We start from the raw sequence: 14,972 nt of genomic DNA, 5'->3' as shown, positions 1-14,972 counted from the left end.
AGGTGCCTTGATTTTTTACATATTTACAGGTTTATTGTTTTCATCTACAAATATTACTTTAGGCTTATAATTTTTGGCTTCCTCATCCTCCATTATTGCATAAGATATTATGATGATTATATCGCCTACCTGACATAGTCTTGCTGCTGCGCCGTTTATACATATTGTACCTGAGCCTCTTTCGCCTTCTATTGCGTAAGTGTCAAATCGTGTACCGTTGTTGATGTTTAAAACTTGTACTTTTTCATTTGGCAGTATATCAGCAAGTTCCATTAAATTTTTATCAATTGTTATAGAACCCTGGTAATTTAAGTTGGACTCTGTTACAATTGCTCTGTGTATTTTAGATTTCATCATAAACCTTTGCATTATATTTTTTCCCCCCACAATAGATTATCTATAAGCCTTGTTGTCCCAATAAAGCAAGCTATTGCAATAAGTGCTTTATCTTTTATATAAGTTAAGTCTTCTAATGTATCAGGATGAACGCAGGAGACATATTGCACTTTGCATAAAGGCTCTGAGTTTAAGACTTCATTTACTTTTTTTATTATAGTATTAGCATTTCTTTCGCCATTTAGAAGTAATTTTTCAGCTTCTTTTAAAGATTTCGAAAGTATTAAAGCTGCTTTTCTTTCTTCAGAATTTAAATAGACATTTCTCGAACTCATTGCTAGACCATCAACTTCTCTTACAATAGGCGCTTTAATTATTTCTACAGGGAAATTTAAGTCTTCCACCATTTTCTTTATTACTGCAACTTGTTGGGCGTCTTTTTGTCCGAAAACTGCGATGTCTGGGGTGAAAATGTTAAATAATTTTGCTACAACTGTTGTGACGCCTTTAAAATGACCGGGCCTGAAAGCTCCACAAAGTTTATCAGTAATTTTATCTACATTTACTGTTGTGAGAAGTTCAGAAGGATACATTTCCTCTACAGAAGGAGCAAAAACAAGGTCACAGCCTTCTTTTTCAAGAAGTTTTAAATCTCTTTCTAAATCTCGAGGGTATCTGTCAAAGTCTTCATTGGGTCCAAACTGAATTGGATTTACAAATATGCTTACAGATACAAAATTTGAATGCTTTTTTGCAATTCTTACGAGGGACAAATGGCCTTCGTGCAAATATCCCATTGTAGGTACAAGTCCAATTTTTTTACCTGACAATTTTTGTTCTTTAATTATATTTCTTACATCACTAATTTTTTCTGTTACTATCATTTATTCTCCCTCTTTTCTAAAGTAAAAGAATGTTCTTCATCTGGAAATAAACCTTGTTGTACTTCTTTAATGTAGGCATTTATGCCCTCTATCATTATTTTTTCAATATCAGCGTATTGTTTTACAAATTTAGGCCTATGACCTTGTGTTATACCTAACATGTCATGGGTGACGAGGATTTGGCCATCGCAGTAAGGACCTGCTCCTATTCCAATAGTTGGAACTGAAATATTTTCTGCAATGTCTTTTGCAAGCTCCATTGGGATACTCTCAAGCACCAGGGCACATATGCCGGCTTGTTCTAATACTTTTGCATCGTTAAAAATTTTTTTGGCTTTTTCTTTTTCTTTGCCTTGGACTTTATATCCTCCCAATTGATGTACTGATTGAGGAGTAAGTCCGAGATGGCCTACCACCGGTATTCCTGCATCTACTATGGTTTTGACTATGGAAGCTATTTCTTCTCCGCCCTCCAACTTTACGGCGTGAGCTCCGCCTTCTGCAATAAGCCTTGCAGCATTTGCCATAGTCTGTTCTTTTGATATGTGATATGACATAAAAGGCATGTCGGCAACTACAAAGGCACGATTTACTGCCCTTGAAACGGCTTTTGTGTGATGTATCATGTCCTCCATTGTGACAGGTATTGTGCTTTGGTATCCTAAAACCACCATTCCAAGGGAATCTCCTACTAAAATCATGTCAATTCCGCAATTATCGAGGATTTTAGCTGTGGGGAAGTCATAAGCAGTTAAAGCTACAATCTTTCTTCCTTCTTTCTTAAATTTCCTTAGTGTGAGAGTTGTTACTTTTTCCTCCATTTAATATACCCTCCAATTCAAAATATTTTTCATTGTTAAAACTTCCTTTTTCATAAGCAATCTCAAGAGTTAATTTACCCAAACTTTTATAAAGCTCTTCAAGACTTGGATCTTTTATATTTTCAAGATGAAGTTTTACAGTGTTTACATCCCCTCTTGCTATAGGACCTGTCAAAGCATCAGTTGTGCCTTTTTCTTTTATATTTTTTAAAGTTCCCTCCATTAAAGAGATTAAGGCATCAGGATAATTTTCAAAAGGAAAACCTGATTCTTTTAGAAGAAGCAAACTAAATTTTGAAAGAGCTACAAGGTAATTTGAGGCTACAACACAAGCAGCATGATAAAGGGGTCTTACTATATTGTTTAAAACTATGTATTTACCTGATATTTTATTTACAATTTCTTTTCCAATTTCAACTGCTTTTTCATCCCCTTCTAAAGTGAAATAGGATTTTGGGAGAAGTTCTAAAGCTGATGATACAGAGGGACACGTTTGTATAGGATGCATTACCATGATAAAATTATTTTCATCTTTAAGAGGGTTTAAAACTTCTAAATTTAAAGCTCCACTTAAATGAGCAAAAGTTTTTTCTTTAAGTGTTTCTTTGTACTGACTTAAATTATTTACTACTTCTGGTATGCTGTTGTCATTTGTGCTTATTATAATTACATCAGAATTTGTGATGACCTCTTCATAAGAAGAAAAGACACTGGATTGTGTAAATTCAGCTGATTTTTTGGCTGATTCTAAACTCCTGCTTAAAAAAACCTGAAATATTAATACCATTTTGGGATAACAAAAAAGCGAGGCTTGTTCCTACAACGCCAGCCCCGACAAATCCAATTTTCAATAGTTTTCCCTCCTTTTAATTAAGACAAAAAACCTTCCACGGATGGGAAGGTAAATCTTCTTTATTTCCCGTCCCGGTCTTGTGATCCTGGCGGGGCATATAAGCCCTATTAAGTTTTTATGAAGTGTGTGGTTCTATGAAGATACCACCACTTTTAAAATAGCACAATGTTTTTATAGAGTCAATAAAGACAATTACTATTCTAGCTTCCTTGCAAAAATGAGATAACCTGTGTGACCTACCATCAGGTCTTCTGGCCTTAACCTCTGAGGGATTAATTTATATTTTCTAAGCATAATTTCACTGACTTCTGAAATATAAAACCCATTTTTTTCAAGTGCAGCTAAACTTTCAGATACTTGATTTGTAGTGGGAACTAATATTCCTAAGTGTCCTGCAGGTTTTAGTGCTTTTCTTACTTCTTCTAAAACTTCCCATGGTTTTCTAACATCTAAGAAAAATGCGTCCAAATCTCTTTCTTTGATTCCATCATTTATAGATTTATTGTACATTATGACATTGTCAAATTCCAAAAATTCGCTGAGATTTTTTTGTGCAAGCTTATAAAATTCCTCTCTTTGTTCATATGTATATACTCTTCCATAAGGTCCCACAGCGCGAGAGAGGTATACAGTGAAAGCTCCAGAACCTGTTCCTGCTTCACCTACTCTTTTGCCTGGAAAAATGTCAAGGCGCATTGCTATGTAAGCTCCCTCTTTTGGATAGACAATTTGTGTTTGGCGCTTTAAGGAGTGCATTATGTAGTCAAAAGTATCACAATTAAGTACGTAATATTTTACTCCGTGTACTTCAAAACTATTGCCGGGTTTTATTTGGGACAAAAAATCTGTATCAATTTGACCTTTTGGCAGTCCTATTTTAGAGGTAGAGGATAGATCAACTACTTTTTTAAAATTATCTGGCCCTATTATTACTCGTTTTGTAGTGATTTTTGAATCCACATTTTATTCCCCCTTTCTTTTAAAAGGGTTTTTTATGCCTATATTATAACACATTATATTATAAAGTTACAGATTAAAGGATATTTTCAAGAGTTGGTTTTTCATTTTGGGGTATATGTCTTATTAACATTTTAATAGCTTTAAGCTGTGCCATGCTTAAATCTTTGTTTTTTGTTTCTACATAGCTTTTTAATTTTTCCATGTTTATTTCTATTTCGTCAATTTCTCTATGTTCTATCAGTATTGCCCATTTCTTGTCTATATTTTTCCATTCTTTTTCTGCTTTATCTATGTTTTTCTTTGCTTCAGTCCAGTTTTCCTTTTCTATATTTTGTTGAACTATTGTCAGCATTTTATCTAAATTTTCAGAGGTTTTATCAAGGTAGTTAAAAGATACAATATCTAAAAGCAGGACGAAAGCGACAATGGATATCATCAAAGGAACTACATATCGCACATTTAACCTTCCTTTCTGTAAACAGTCAAAACTTTATTGGTATCTAAAGAGGCAAAAAGCACTTCTTTGACATTTTGTATTTTCCACATTTTAAGTTGTGCGTTTAGCCATTCCATGTCAATACTCGCTTTTTGCATATTTTGGTGCATAATTCTTCCATCAATTATTATTGGAAGAGGCAAGCCTTCGTATTGAGGTGTCAAATTTAAATCTTGTGGTGTAACTGGTCTTTTATTGGATTTTGGTATTACGCTTAAACTGCCATTTGTTTCGAGTATTGCGTATTCTACATCAGCTATGTTAGGATATCCCTTGACTCTTAACTCTTCCAAAAGGTCATTTATGTTGTACCTTTCTTTTTGGAGCTGAGATGTAAGGATTTTTCCGTTTTCAACTAAAATTGTAGGAGTACCACAGATTATAGCCCTGGCTCGCAAACTTTTTATTGACAAATAAGATAAAAAAAGCTGAGAGACTAATAAGGTTAAAATAGGTATAATACCTGATACAAGAGGTATCCCTTTGTTTTGCATAGGAATTGCCACTAAGTCTGCTATCATGATTGCTACAACTAACTCGTAGGGCTGAAGTTGACCTATTTGCTGTTTTCCTGAAATTCGCATGAATATTACGACGAGAGCATATAAAATTATTGTGCGAAAAAACAGTATCAGCATGTTTTCACCCTTTCTAAGTCTTCCATATATAGTATTGTTGAAGGATTTTGAAAATATTCATTTACATTTATTCCAATCTTTTGCAATAAAGTTTGTTAAAAAACTTTTTGTAATGTAAAATTTTCAGTGGTAACGTTTTATAACAATTTATGATATAGTATGTAAATTTACAAACTGTTATAATATAGGTAAGGGATAAATAAAAAATAGGGGTTGAAGAATATGTATAAACTTTTTGTCACAGATGCTGATGGGAGCTTATTAAATAGTAATTCTGAAATCTCTGATAAAAATAAAGAAGCAATAAAAGAGGTGATTTCAAGGGGAGTCATTTTTACTATTGCTACTGGACGTATGTTTTCTTCTATTTTGCCTTATGCCTTTGAACTTAATGTTAATGCTCCGGTGATTTCTTATAACGGTGCTTTAATAAAAGATATTTACACTAAAAAGGTGTATTATTACAATCCTATACAGACAGAAGATGCAATATTTGCAATAAGATTGCTAAAAGAAAGTGGATACCATATTAACCTCTATATTGATGATGAGTTATACGTGGAAGAAATAACTGATAGAGTAGAGTGGTACCTTTCTTTTAACAATGTTACTGTAAATGCGGTGGGGAATTTGGAGGAATTTCTTAAAAGAACGGGAAGCGTAACGGCTAAAATCTATGCGTTGAATGATATGAAAAATCCTATTTCTATTGATGCAGAAATTTACGACGAAATTTCAAAAAGATTGACCATTTCTACTTCTGGAGGAGGACATTTAGAGATTAATGCAAAAGGAGTAAGCAAGGGAAATGCTTTAAAAACTCTTGCCAATATGTACAGTATAAAAAGAGAGCAGGTAGTGGCGATTGGAGACAATCTAAATGACCTGTCAATGATAGAATATGCAGGATTGGGAGTAGCTATGGGGAACGCTCCTGACATTGTAAAAATAAAAGCGGATTATACAACTTTATCAAATGATGAAGATGGAGTTGCTCATGTAATAGATAAATTTTTCTTAAATAAAAAGACAGTAGCTGTATAGTAACAAGTTTAAACGAAAGGGAATAAAATATATTACCGCGAGGGCGGTAATATATTTTTTATTTTAGGTGATGACCATGGAAGGTATGGTTATAAAATTTATCAGTTTGGTTATTATATTTGTTGGGATTTTATATATGTTATTCTCTTTTTTGCCTCTATTTTGCGAAAAAGAACAAAAAAGAGAGTTAAAAGATGAGTCAGTCAAAAAAATTCATGAAAATGAATGAAAAAAATTGAAAAAATCTATTGACAAAATTCTTTTTAAAAAGTAAAATAACATAAAGCGAAAACGATTAATCCTGGGAGTGATGTGCAATGAGTGCAACGATAAAAGATGTGGCGAGAGAAGCAAAGGTTTCAATTGCTACGGTTTCTAGAGTGTTAAATAACAGTGCTGTTGTTACAGACGAGACGAGACAGAGAGTATTAGAGGCTATAAAAAAGACGGGATATAAGCCTAATGCGTTAGCTCGTAGTTTAAAGATCCAAAAGACTCATACTATAGGGCTTATAGTTCCTGATATTTCTAGTACTTTCTATCCTGAGGTAGTTAGAGGGATAGAGGATATTGCGGCGATGTATAATTATAACATATTTTTGTGTAATACTGACCAAAAAGAGGAAAAGGAAGTCAAATATATAGAAATATTAGGAGAAAAGCAAGTAGACGGGATTATCTTTATGGGGGATATTGTAAGGGATAGTGTTATACAAACGTTTAACGAATTTGGTGTACCGGTGGTGCTGGCAGGTACTCAGGACAAAGATAAGAGATTTCCTAGTGTTATGATTGACAATGAAAAAGCCGCATACGACGCAGTAAAATATTTGATTTCTTTAGGGCATAAGAGAATAGGTATGATTTCAGGGCCTATGCATGACCCTATAGGAGGGCTTCAAAGAATTGAAGGTTACAAAAAAGCTCTCGAAGAACACGGCATAAAATATGACCCTGAATTAGTAGTAGAAGGAGAGTTTAAAACTCGCAAAGCGTATTTAGCTATGCTAAAGCTTTTGGAATACAAGGTAGATGCAGTGTTTGCAGCATCAGATGATATGGCTGCTGCTGCCATAAACGCCATATTTGACTCAAACCTTAAAGTGCCCGAGGATATCCATGTAGTGGGGTTTGACAATACTTACATTTCTACTATTTTTAGACCGACAATTACTACAATACAACAGCCTGCTTATGATATAGGGGCTGTGAGCATGAGGCTTTTAACTAAGCTTTTAGCAAAAGAACCTATTGAAGAAATGCATGTTATTTTGCCTCATCAGTTGATTGTAAGAGAATCTACTGGCTTTGGAGAAGAAAAAAATAGCCGTTAAGGCTATTTTTTTTGTAAATTATTATGATATACTGGTGTCAGGGGGAGGTTTAGATGGAAAAATTGTTGATTATAGACGATGAAGAGATGTTTGTAAAAGGTTTAAAACTTTCTTTAGAAGAAGAAGGGTTTGAAGTTGATACTGCCTACGATGGAGAAGAAGGGCTTGATAAGGTTCGTTTAGGGAATTATGACCTTGTAATTTTAGATATTATGCTTCCTAAGTTAGACGGTTTTTCAGTGTGTAGAGAGATAAGGACTTTTTCAAATATTCCCATAATTATGCTTACTGCAAGAGGAGATGATATTGACAAGATTGTAGGGATAGAAATAGGAGCTGATGATTATTTAGCGAAGCCCTTTAATACTAGAGAGCTTATTGCGCGAATAAGAGCACTTTTAAGAAGAGCTACAAATCCTTATACTAAGAGGAAAGACGAAATAAGAAGGGGAGAACTTTATATAAATATTCCAGAAAGAGCAGTTTACAAGAGAGGCAAGAGAATTGAGCTTACAAATAAAGAATTTGAAATTTTAGTGTTGTTAGCTTCTAATCCAGGAAAAGTCTATACGAAAGATAAATTGTTAGACTTGATATGGGGATTTGATTTTTACGGTGATACTAATACTGTTACAGTGCATGTGAGAAAACTTAGAGAGAAAATTGAAGATGACCCTGCAAATCCTCAATATATTTTCACCAAATGGGGTGCAGGATACTATATGAAGTAAAGGTGATAAGATGAGTTTAAGGTGGAAAATCTTTTCTTTATATTTGATAATTTTAATAATTTCATTGGCATTAACTGGGTTTTATCTTTACCGTTATATTGAAAAAAGCTATTTAGACAATGTCAGAGTCAATAATTTAATGCAAGCCAATATGGTATCTAATTTTGTATCAAGATTTGTAGGAACCTCTTCTTCTTATCTGATTGAGCCCACTATAATGGAGTATGCAAAACAAATAAATTCAAGGATACTTTTTACTAATATAAATGGAAAAGTATTGGTAGATTCTGCTTCCTCAAAGGAATTTGAAGGAAAAGTAATAAAGGATTACAGCGATATAAAAGAGGCTTTAAATGGCAAGGGTTCTACAAGTATTCATGATATAAATGGTGTAGGTTGGGCGATGTATACTGCAGTCCCCGTTATAGCAAAAAACAATGTAGTAGGGGCAATACTTATATCTTCTTCTATAGATAACATAATAGACCTTTTAAACTCTATAAAGTATCGCATGATATATACTTTTACAGGTATTGGATTTTTGGTAAGCCTTTTAAGCCTTTTAGTGGCTTCTTACATTACTAATCCTTTAAAACGATTAACAGAAGCAGCAAATATTTTATCTCAAGGGAAATTGGATTATAAGGTGGACGTAAAAAGTAATGATGAAATAGGAAAATTGGCGAGAGCTTTTAATAAAATGAGTTTAAGCCTTATGCAGATTGATGAAGAGCGCAAAAGATTTGTTTCAGATGCATCTCATGAACTTAAAACTCCTCTTGCGTCAGTAAAGGCTTTGGTTGAATCATTAATAGATAGCAGAAATGAGGATGTACATTTTTATAAAGAAATATTGAGGGATGTGGACAGTGAAATTGATAGGATGACAAGACTAGTTAACGACCTATTAGAGTTGGCAAGAATGGACAAAATTAAATCAGTGAGAGTGAAGAAATGCGAAATTAGTGAAATCATATTGGACGTCATAGAAAGTCTCGCTCCGCTTGCAAAGGCAAAAGAAATAAACCTTGCTTTTCAAGGCAAAAGTAATGTCTTCGCAGAAGTGGATGCGGATAGATTTTACAGAATGGTGTATAATATAGTAGAAAATGGAATAAAATACACCTATAATGGTGGCAATGTCATAGTGGGTTTGGAGGAAGATGAAAATAATATTTATTTAACAATTGCTGACAACGGAATAGGTATAAGTGAAGAAACTCTTCCCAAAATATTTGACAGGTTTACAAGAGGAGATACCGCAAGGTCTAAAAAGAGCGGTGGTTTTGGCTTAGGACTTGCTATTGCTAAAGAGATAATAGACATTCATGAAGGCAAAATCACAGTGGAAAGTAAAGTGGGAGAAGGAACTGTATTTAAAATTTCCCTGCCCAAAAAGAAAAAGGATTAAGCTTTTTTAATGATTTTTTTATGTTTATTTAATGTTTATGTAACAAAAGTATAGTAAGATTAAACTAGAGGGAGGGAATAAAAGTGAAAAGAATTGCCTTAGTATTGATAGGTTTATTTATTTTGACACTGTCGGGGTGCTTTGCGAAAGTTAATAGCAATGATGAAAATGCCCCTATAAATCCAAAGCCTATGGTACAAGACGTGTCAAAAGAGATTTCTCTTTATTTTTTAAATGATAAAATGAATGGACTTATTTTAGAAAAAAGGCTTATTTCTAAGGATGCTGATGTTTTAAAACAAGTTGTAATTGAAATGATTAAAGGGCCGACAGATGAATACGCAAAACCGGTATTCCCTAGTGGCACAAAGCTAATCTCTATAGAATTACAAGAGGGAACTGCTTTTGTAAATTTATCCAAAGAATTTTTACAAGACAGTGAAGATGAAGAAATAGACAAATTAAGAGTTGCGGCACTCATAAATGCTTTGACCGATATACCCGGAGTTGACAGTGTTCAAATACTGGTAGAAGGAAATAAAATTGATGCGGTAGGGAAATATAAAATAGGTTTAGATCCTTTAAAAAGAATGATATTAATAGGAGATGTATACAATAACCCAGATAGGATAAAGAAATTACAAGAGAGAGCAGATTTAGGAAAAGAAACATGGCGTTTTGACCCTATCCAACTCCTTAGAAAAGAAGGCGGGATAATAGGGATTGGAAGTGAAGATGATTTGACTTTAAAAAGCGAAGATAATGGTGTAGCTTATGTAGAGGCGATACACGATAACAAAATGTACAGCATAACATTGGTTCAGCCTCTTGGCAAAGGGAGTAACTATATTTGGGTTATAGACAATGTCAAAGCCAAGTTTACTCAAATACCTGAAGCAAATTCTCTTAAAGGAGAATCTTTCATATACGGTATAGTGAAGGCTATTGACTATCAAAACAGAATTATAACAATTGAAAGAGAATACCAGGACTCTCAGGACGTAAGAAATCAAGTAGGGCCGGATATAAAGGTATTGCCTGATGCTATTATACATTTTCAGGCGAAAGTAGGTTATGACAGCCAAGGAGGATTTAAGTATGCGGAAAAAGACATAAACTTTGCAGAAATAAAAATAGGTGATGAACTGGGTATAATACTAAATAAAGATAAAGAAGCGAGGGCTATAATAGTTTCGGATAGAAGTAACATATCTTATGAGCCTAACATAAAAGTAATATCTCCTGTAAGAAACAATGTTGTGACAAGCCCATTTAAAGTAATAGGCAAAGCGAGAATATTTGAAGGGAATGTAAATATAAGGCTTGTTGACAGCAATGGAAATGTTTTAAATGAGACTTTTGTACAAGCAAGTAATGCTGCTCCTTCTTGGGGAGATTTTGAAGCTATAATTTCTTATAAACCATTGAAAGAGCCTCAAAACGGTATTCTTCAGGTCTTCTCTTTAAGTCCTAAAGATGGTTCTGTGCAAAACCTCGTTTCTATCCCATTAAAACTTAAGTGAATTTAGTATTTCAAGGCTAATTGAATACTTTTGGCAATTACTTCGGCTATGTCAAATACAAACCCTAATCTTACGGAATTTAAAGGAATTGAGTCATATACATCGACAATGCCTACTATTGAAATATCTCCAACAGGAGGAAGCATTTTCCCCACACCTTTTCCAGGGTACAGTGGGGCTTTTTTTATTGAGATTTTTCCTATACTTTCTTTGTCTCCCAACGAAGCATCTATAGCTATAATTTTACTATTAGGATGCTTCTTTTTTATGTATTTTATATTTTCTTCTAAGTTCATAGCATGAATCGGAGACTTTAATGTGCCGTAAACGAAATAATTTGATGGAATAGTTTTGGAAAGCAAGTCACCCACAATAGGTCCTAATGAGTCGCTTATGAATTTGTCTGTGCCGATACATAAAAAAATTGAATTAGGACTTAAATATGTACTTAAAAAATTTGATATGAAATAAATTGCATTTGAGTCGTCATATTTAAGTCTTAATTCCTCCATATATAAATAGCCTCCTTTAAAATAAGCTGAATTAAAACCTTTATGATAAGTAATAATAAAAATGTGCAATATTAATGAAAGGAATGGTTGTTGATGAAGGGGTTAAAATATTTGGCTTTGATTACTGCAATTGCTCTTTTTACTACTATGTTTATGTTGAAGACAAAGTTTGAAGAACCTATTTATTTTTCTCAACAAGATTTGTGGGATAAAAGTGAAAACCAACTTACAAAAGAAAATGAGACAGTTTGTAAAGAAGAGCAAACTGCCAGTTCAAAAGTAGATAAAGAAGAAAAAGAAATGGCAAAAAGAAATCAAGGAAGTGAAAATGCCAGAAAAGTAAGGATTTTTAAAGAGAAAATGTTAGAGGACCTGCTTAAACAAAAAAACAGAGAAGTTTATGATTTGGAAAATAACAAAAAAACGGAAAAGGAAAATAGTGGCGATGACAACATAATAATTACTCCAGAAAAGATTTTACAAGTGCAAAATGAGATGGAACCTTCACAAAAAATCAAAGTAATGAATATTATCCTTAAATTAGGAACAGATGATATGAACGAAATTATGAAAATGGCTCAGAAGGGTTTGACACAGAAGGATAATGACAAAATAATGGAAATATTAAAAAATAAGCTTTCCTCTGAAGATGTTCAGTACCTTGTAGAAATAGCAAATGAATATTTTGCAAAAAATAAACCCCTCCTTAAAATTAGAAGGGGTTTTAAATTTCGCTAAATTTATTTATTTATAAGATTTTTAAACTGATAGTTTACTTCTTTGCCGTTTACCATTACAGAAATGAAGCCAAAGTCATTGTATATGTCATTTGTATTGCCTTCTACGTCTGTACCATAAGTTGTGATGTATCTTATTTCATCATTTAAAGTAGTGTAAAACTTGCTTTTGCTGTTATATATAATCCACACATTTTTACCTGTATTTTTGTTAAATTCTTTTAGAGTCTCTTCAAATAAAGTAGCTTCTTTTACGTCTTTAAAACCATCACTTCCCCATACTGGTTTAGGAAGTATGACAAAAAGGTTATCTCCTTTTACGTTGCTGAGCTGTTCTTTAAACCAAGTCCATTGGTTTTTATCAGGACTTAAAAGACTTCCACTGCGATTGTTAAGGGCAATAAATGTTGAATTGTTATAATTATATACCTCATACTTCTCATTGGTGGTAATGTATTTAACCTTCAAATTATTTAAAACTTTTTCATCTACATCTCCTAAAAATATAGCCAGTGGGTATTCTTTGTTTGCAATATCAGCCGCTTTTAAAGATATTTGCAACTTCAAAAGGGTATTGTATTTTGTATCACCAAATACCATAAATTTAAAAGAATTAGAAGTATTTTTCACAGGCACTTCTTTGTTAGCTGGGTCTATTTGTGTAAACTCTGTAACTTTAGGAAGTACTGACGTGTCAAATTCTGAACCTTGCCCTACTTTAACGGGTAAAATGGCTTTTTCTCCCAGTATATTTGCGACAAGTGCACCACTCGCATCGAAATTAGAGGATATAAATACTCCCTTACTATCTATATTGCCAATGTTGTTATAAACATCCCAAGTGATATCTTGCGGTTCTATTAAAGCTCTGTAGCCTTTTATGTTCTTTGCAGTGACTGTTATGGGTACTGCTTTGTTTTTATCAACGACTATATTAGCTGGATTAAATCGTATGTCTACAGGTTTGTCAAGTGAAGTTATCTTGATAGTCCCAATAGCATTTCCTACTCTTGCAGTTATAACACCTTCTCCTACGCTTGTTGGCATAAAAGCATTACCACTAAATACTCCAGTAATTCCACTTACTGAAAACAAAACTTCTTCAGGATTAATTATGACAGGATTGTAATTTTCATCGTATCCTTTAACTGTAATTGTCCTGTGAAGTCCTTTAAACACGTTAGTATCTGATACTTCTAATTTTAAAGCGTATAGATTTCCCTTAGGAGCTGTGTTAAATATTCCTATTCCATTTGCTACTTTTCTTTCATAGCCTTCAGGAGCATAATTTGCAAGTTTAGCGTCAGTATCCCCTATTGGTCTTATTGCCATTTGTGTTGACCCGCCACCGTCTAAGTTTAAAGCATCATATGCACCTAAGGATATCATTAAATTTGCCATTTCTGTTTGTGTCATTCCACGGCTTGAAGTACCGTCAACAGTGGCGATGAACAAATATTTTTTGTCTTGAGTATAGCCTATTGCTGTTCGTGCTGTGTAGCCTTTTATTTCATGAGTGAAAGGCGCAATTTCTCCGTCTTTTACAAGGATTGTGCCGCCACTTACAGCCATTTTGAGATTTTGAAAGGGAGGATTTGTATTTATGTCTTTTTGTATTATATCTCCTGGCTTTAAAGTGAGTAAATTTTCACCTACATAACCTGCACCAGCCAACACATATCCGCCTTGTGGTATTTCGACAGAAGGCTGTCCTTGACGCACTTCTAATACTCTGTCATTTTCATCTACAACGACTTCTACCAATTGAGGTACATTTTCATTTGCTCCCGGAGATGTTGTAAACCAATCCCTTGTGTACATTACTAAATACTCAAAAGTATTGCTTATTTTATTTATTGCGGCAAGAGGAAGTTTCGTGCCGTTTGGAAGAGTAACGGACATACTTTTTGACCAATATTCTATAGAGGGAACTCCATTTGCGTCAATGGAGAAAGTGGCCAGTTTACCCTCATTTGAAGGGTCTGTTATTAACTTTCCATCTTTTACTGTTGCTCCTATTACGAATCCTGTTTTTGTATCGAAGAAATCGCCGTTCACAGCAGCCACAGCACCATAAGAATTTGCCATTTCACGCACTGGCATTCTATCTTTTATGCCAGTAGGATTGAAAATTACTGATACATCAGTATATTTATCAGTTAAGTCCACTTTTAACACGTTAATGTTTATCCATCCTTCAGTCGTAAAATAGGTTATATTTTTATGTACTACTCCTTTACTTAAATTTTGTGCAAATTCTTTTGCCTCAAGGATTGTATATGTATCGGCCTTTACATTTTGCATTGGAAAAGCTAAAAATAGTAGAAGAGAGCTGATGCATAAAGATAAGATTTTTTTAATTCTCAATTATATCCCTCCAGTTGGTTTTTATTGTGTTTTTACAGGTTAATTGTACCATTGCATTATTACAGGTGTATTACAAAAACATAAATATTTGGTTAATATATTATTATTTGCTGAGTAGATAAAGTTAAAACATTAAGCTTATCCTAAGGATAGAATTAGTTTGAATAAAAAATTCAAAAAATTCTTTGCTTCTATTTTAAATCAATTGATTTAAAATATGACGTATTCTTAAAAAATTTAAAGATTACAAGCGATAAATCAATAAAACGGCCATTTTTAAGCTTCTATGCCTATTGTGAAATTTCATTTTTTCTATTATAATTTA

Annotated in this window: 14 protein-coding genes and 1 pseudogene; 6 read left to right on the top strand and 9 right to left on the bottom strand. The window is 33.4% G+C overall.

Annotated elements, in window-relative coordinates:
• Positions 1-15: 15 nt before the first annotated feature.
• From panD to THESIDRAFT1_RS00315, 7 genes and pseudogenes are all read right to left on the bottom strand, one after another.
• Positions 16-369, bottom strand: coding sequence for an aspartate 1-decarboxylase (panD, locus tag THESIDRAFT1_RS00345; protein ID WP_006569140.1), 354 nt, complete (start codon positions 367-369; stop codon positions 16-18).
• A complete protein-coding gene (gene panC / locus THESIDRAFT1_RS00340; RefSeq protein WP_006569139.1) occupies positions 369-1,220 on the bottom strand; it encodes a pantoate--beta-alanine ligase in 852 nt (283 codons plus the stop codon). The genes panD and panC overlap by 1 nt, the downstream gene beginning before the upstream one ends.
• A complete protein-coding gene (gene panB, locus THESIDRAFT1_RS00335) occupies positions 1,217-2,041 on the bottom strand; it encodes a 3-methyl-2-oxobutanoate hydroxymethyltransferase (RefSeq protein WP_004402508.1) in 825 nt (274 codons plus the stop codon). Before panB ends, panC begins: the two co-directional genes overlap by 4 nt.
• Positions 2,001-2,892: pseudogene (locus THESIDRAFT1_RS00330) on the bottom strand (Rossmann-like and DUF2520 domain-containing protein). The gene panB and the pseudogene THESIDRAFT1_RS00330 overlap by 41 nt, the downstream one beginning before the upstream one ends.
• Positions 2,893-3,089: 197 nt before the next feature.
• Positions 3,090-3,854, bottom strand: a complete 765-nt coding sequence (locus tag THESIDRAFT1_RS00325; protein WP_004402502.1) for a tRNA (adenine-N1)-methyltransferase — start codon at positions 3,852-3,854, stop codon at positions 3,090-3,092.
• Positions 3,855-3,927: 73 nt separating this feature from the next.
• Positions 3,928-4,311, bottom strand: a complete 384-nt coding sequence (locus THESIDRAFT1_RS00320) for a DUF4363 family protein (RefSeq protein ID WP_003869261.1) — start codon at positions 4,309-4,311, stop codon at positions 3,928-3,930.
• A gap of 2 nt (positions 4,312-4,313) precedes the next feature.
• On the bottom strand, positions 4,314-4,988 hold the full coding sequence (locus tag THESIDRAFT1_RS00315; RefSeq protein WP_006569137.1) for a YetF domain-containing protein: 675 nt from the start codon (positions 4,986-4,988) through the stop codon (positions 4,314-4,316).
• A 222-nt stretch (positions 4,989-5,210) separates the two neighbouring features.
• Between THESIDRAFT1_RS00315 and THESIDRAFT1_RS00310 the strand changes: the two genes are divergently transcribed.
• From THESIDRAFT1_RS00310 to THESIDRAFT1_RS00290, 5 genes are all read left to right on the top strand, one after another.
• Positions 5,211-6,032 (top strand): Cof-type HAD-IIB family hydrolase, encoded by an 822-nt coding sequence (locus THESIDRAFT1_RS00310; protein WP_006569136.1) that lies wholly within the window; start codon positions 5,211-5,213, stop codon positions 6,030-6,032.
• A gap of 317 nt (positions 6,033-6,349) precedes the next feature.
• Entirely contained in the window at positions 6,350-7,366 is a 1,017-nt protein-coding gene (locus tag THESIDRAFT1_RS00305; protein ID WP_004402491.1) for a LacI family DNA-binding transcriptional regulator, read from the top strand.
• A 53-nt stretch (positions 7,367-7,419) separates the two neighbouring features.
• The gene (locus THESIDRAFT1_RS00300) at positions 7,420-8,097 is read left to right on the top strand and encodes a response regulator transcription factor (protein WP_006569135.1); all 678 of its coding nucleotides are present in this window, start codon (positions 7,420-7,422) and stop codon (positions 8,095-8,097) included.
• A gap of 10 nt (positions 8,098-8,107) precedes the next feature.
• Positions 8,108-9,508, top strand: coding sequence for a sensor histidine kinase (locus tag THESIDRAFT1_RS00295; RefSeq protein ID WP_006569134.1), 1,401 nt, complete (start codon positions 8,108-8,110; stop codon positions 9,506-9,508).
• 83 nt (positions 9,509-9,591) lie between these two features.
• Positions 9,592-11,031, top strand: a complete 1,440-nt coding sequence (locus THESIDRAFT1_RS00290; RefSeq protein ID WP_006569133.1) for a Gmad2 immunoglobulin-like domain-containing protein — start codon at positions 9,592-9,594, stop codon at positions 11,029-11,031.
• Between the two features lie 2 nt (positions 11,032-11,033).
• Here THESIDRAFT1_RS00290 and yyaC read toward each other — a convergent pair whose 3' ends face one another.
• The gene (gene yyaC / locus THESIDRAFT1_RS00285) at positions 11,034-11,543 is read right to left on the bottom strand and encodes a spore protease YyaC (RefSeq protein ID WP_006569132.1); all 510 of its coding nucleotides are present in this window, start codon (positions 11,541-11,543) and stop codon (positions 11,034-11,036) included.
• Positions 11,544-11,636: 93 nt separating this feature from the next.
• Between yyaC and THESIDRAFT1_RS00280 the strand changes: the two genes are divergently transcribed.
• Positions 11,637-12,281 carry a hypothetical protein gene (locus THESIDRAFT1_RS00280; protein WP_006569131.1) on the top strand — a complete coding sequence of 215 codons (645 nt, stop codon included), beginning with the start codon at positions 11,637-11,639 and terminating at the stop codon, positions 12,279-12,281.
• Positions 12,282-12,283: 2 nt separating this feature from the next.
• Here THESIDRAFT1_RS00280 and THESIDRAFT1_RS00275 read toward each other — a convergent pair whose 3' ends face one another.
• Positions 12,284-14,647 carry a phosphodiester glycosidase family protein gene (locus tag THESIDRAFT1_RS00275; protein ID WP_006569130.1) on the bottom strand — a complete coding sequence of 788 codons (2,364 nt, stop codon included), beginning with the start codon at positions 14,645-14,647 and terminating at the stop codon, positions 12,284-12,286.
• Positions 14,648-14,972: the final 325 nt, after the last annotated feature.

It is taken from the genome of Thermoanaerobacter siderophilus SR4, from assembly GCF_000262445.1.
Lineage (GTDB): Bacteria > Bacillota > Thermoanaerobacteria > Thermoanaerobacterales > Thermoanaerobacteraceae > Thermoanaerobacter > Thermoanaerobacter ethanolicus.
The sequence above is the reverse complement of the archived record's forward strand: the minus strand, read 5'-3'. Positions and strand labels throughout refer to the sequence as shown.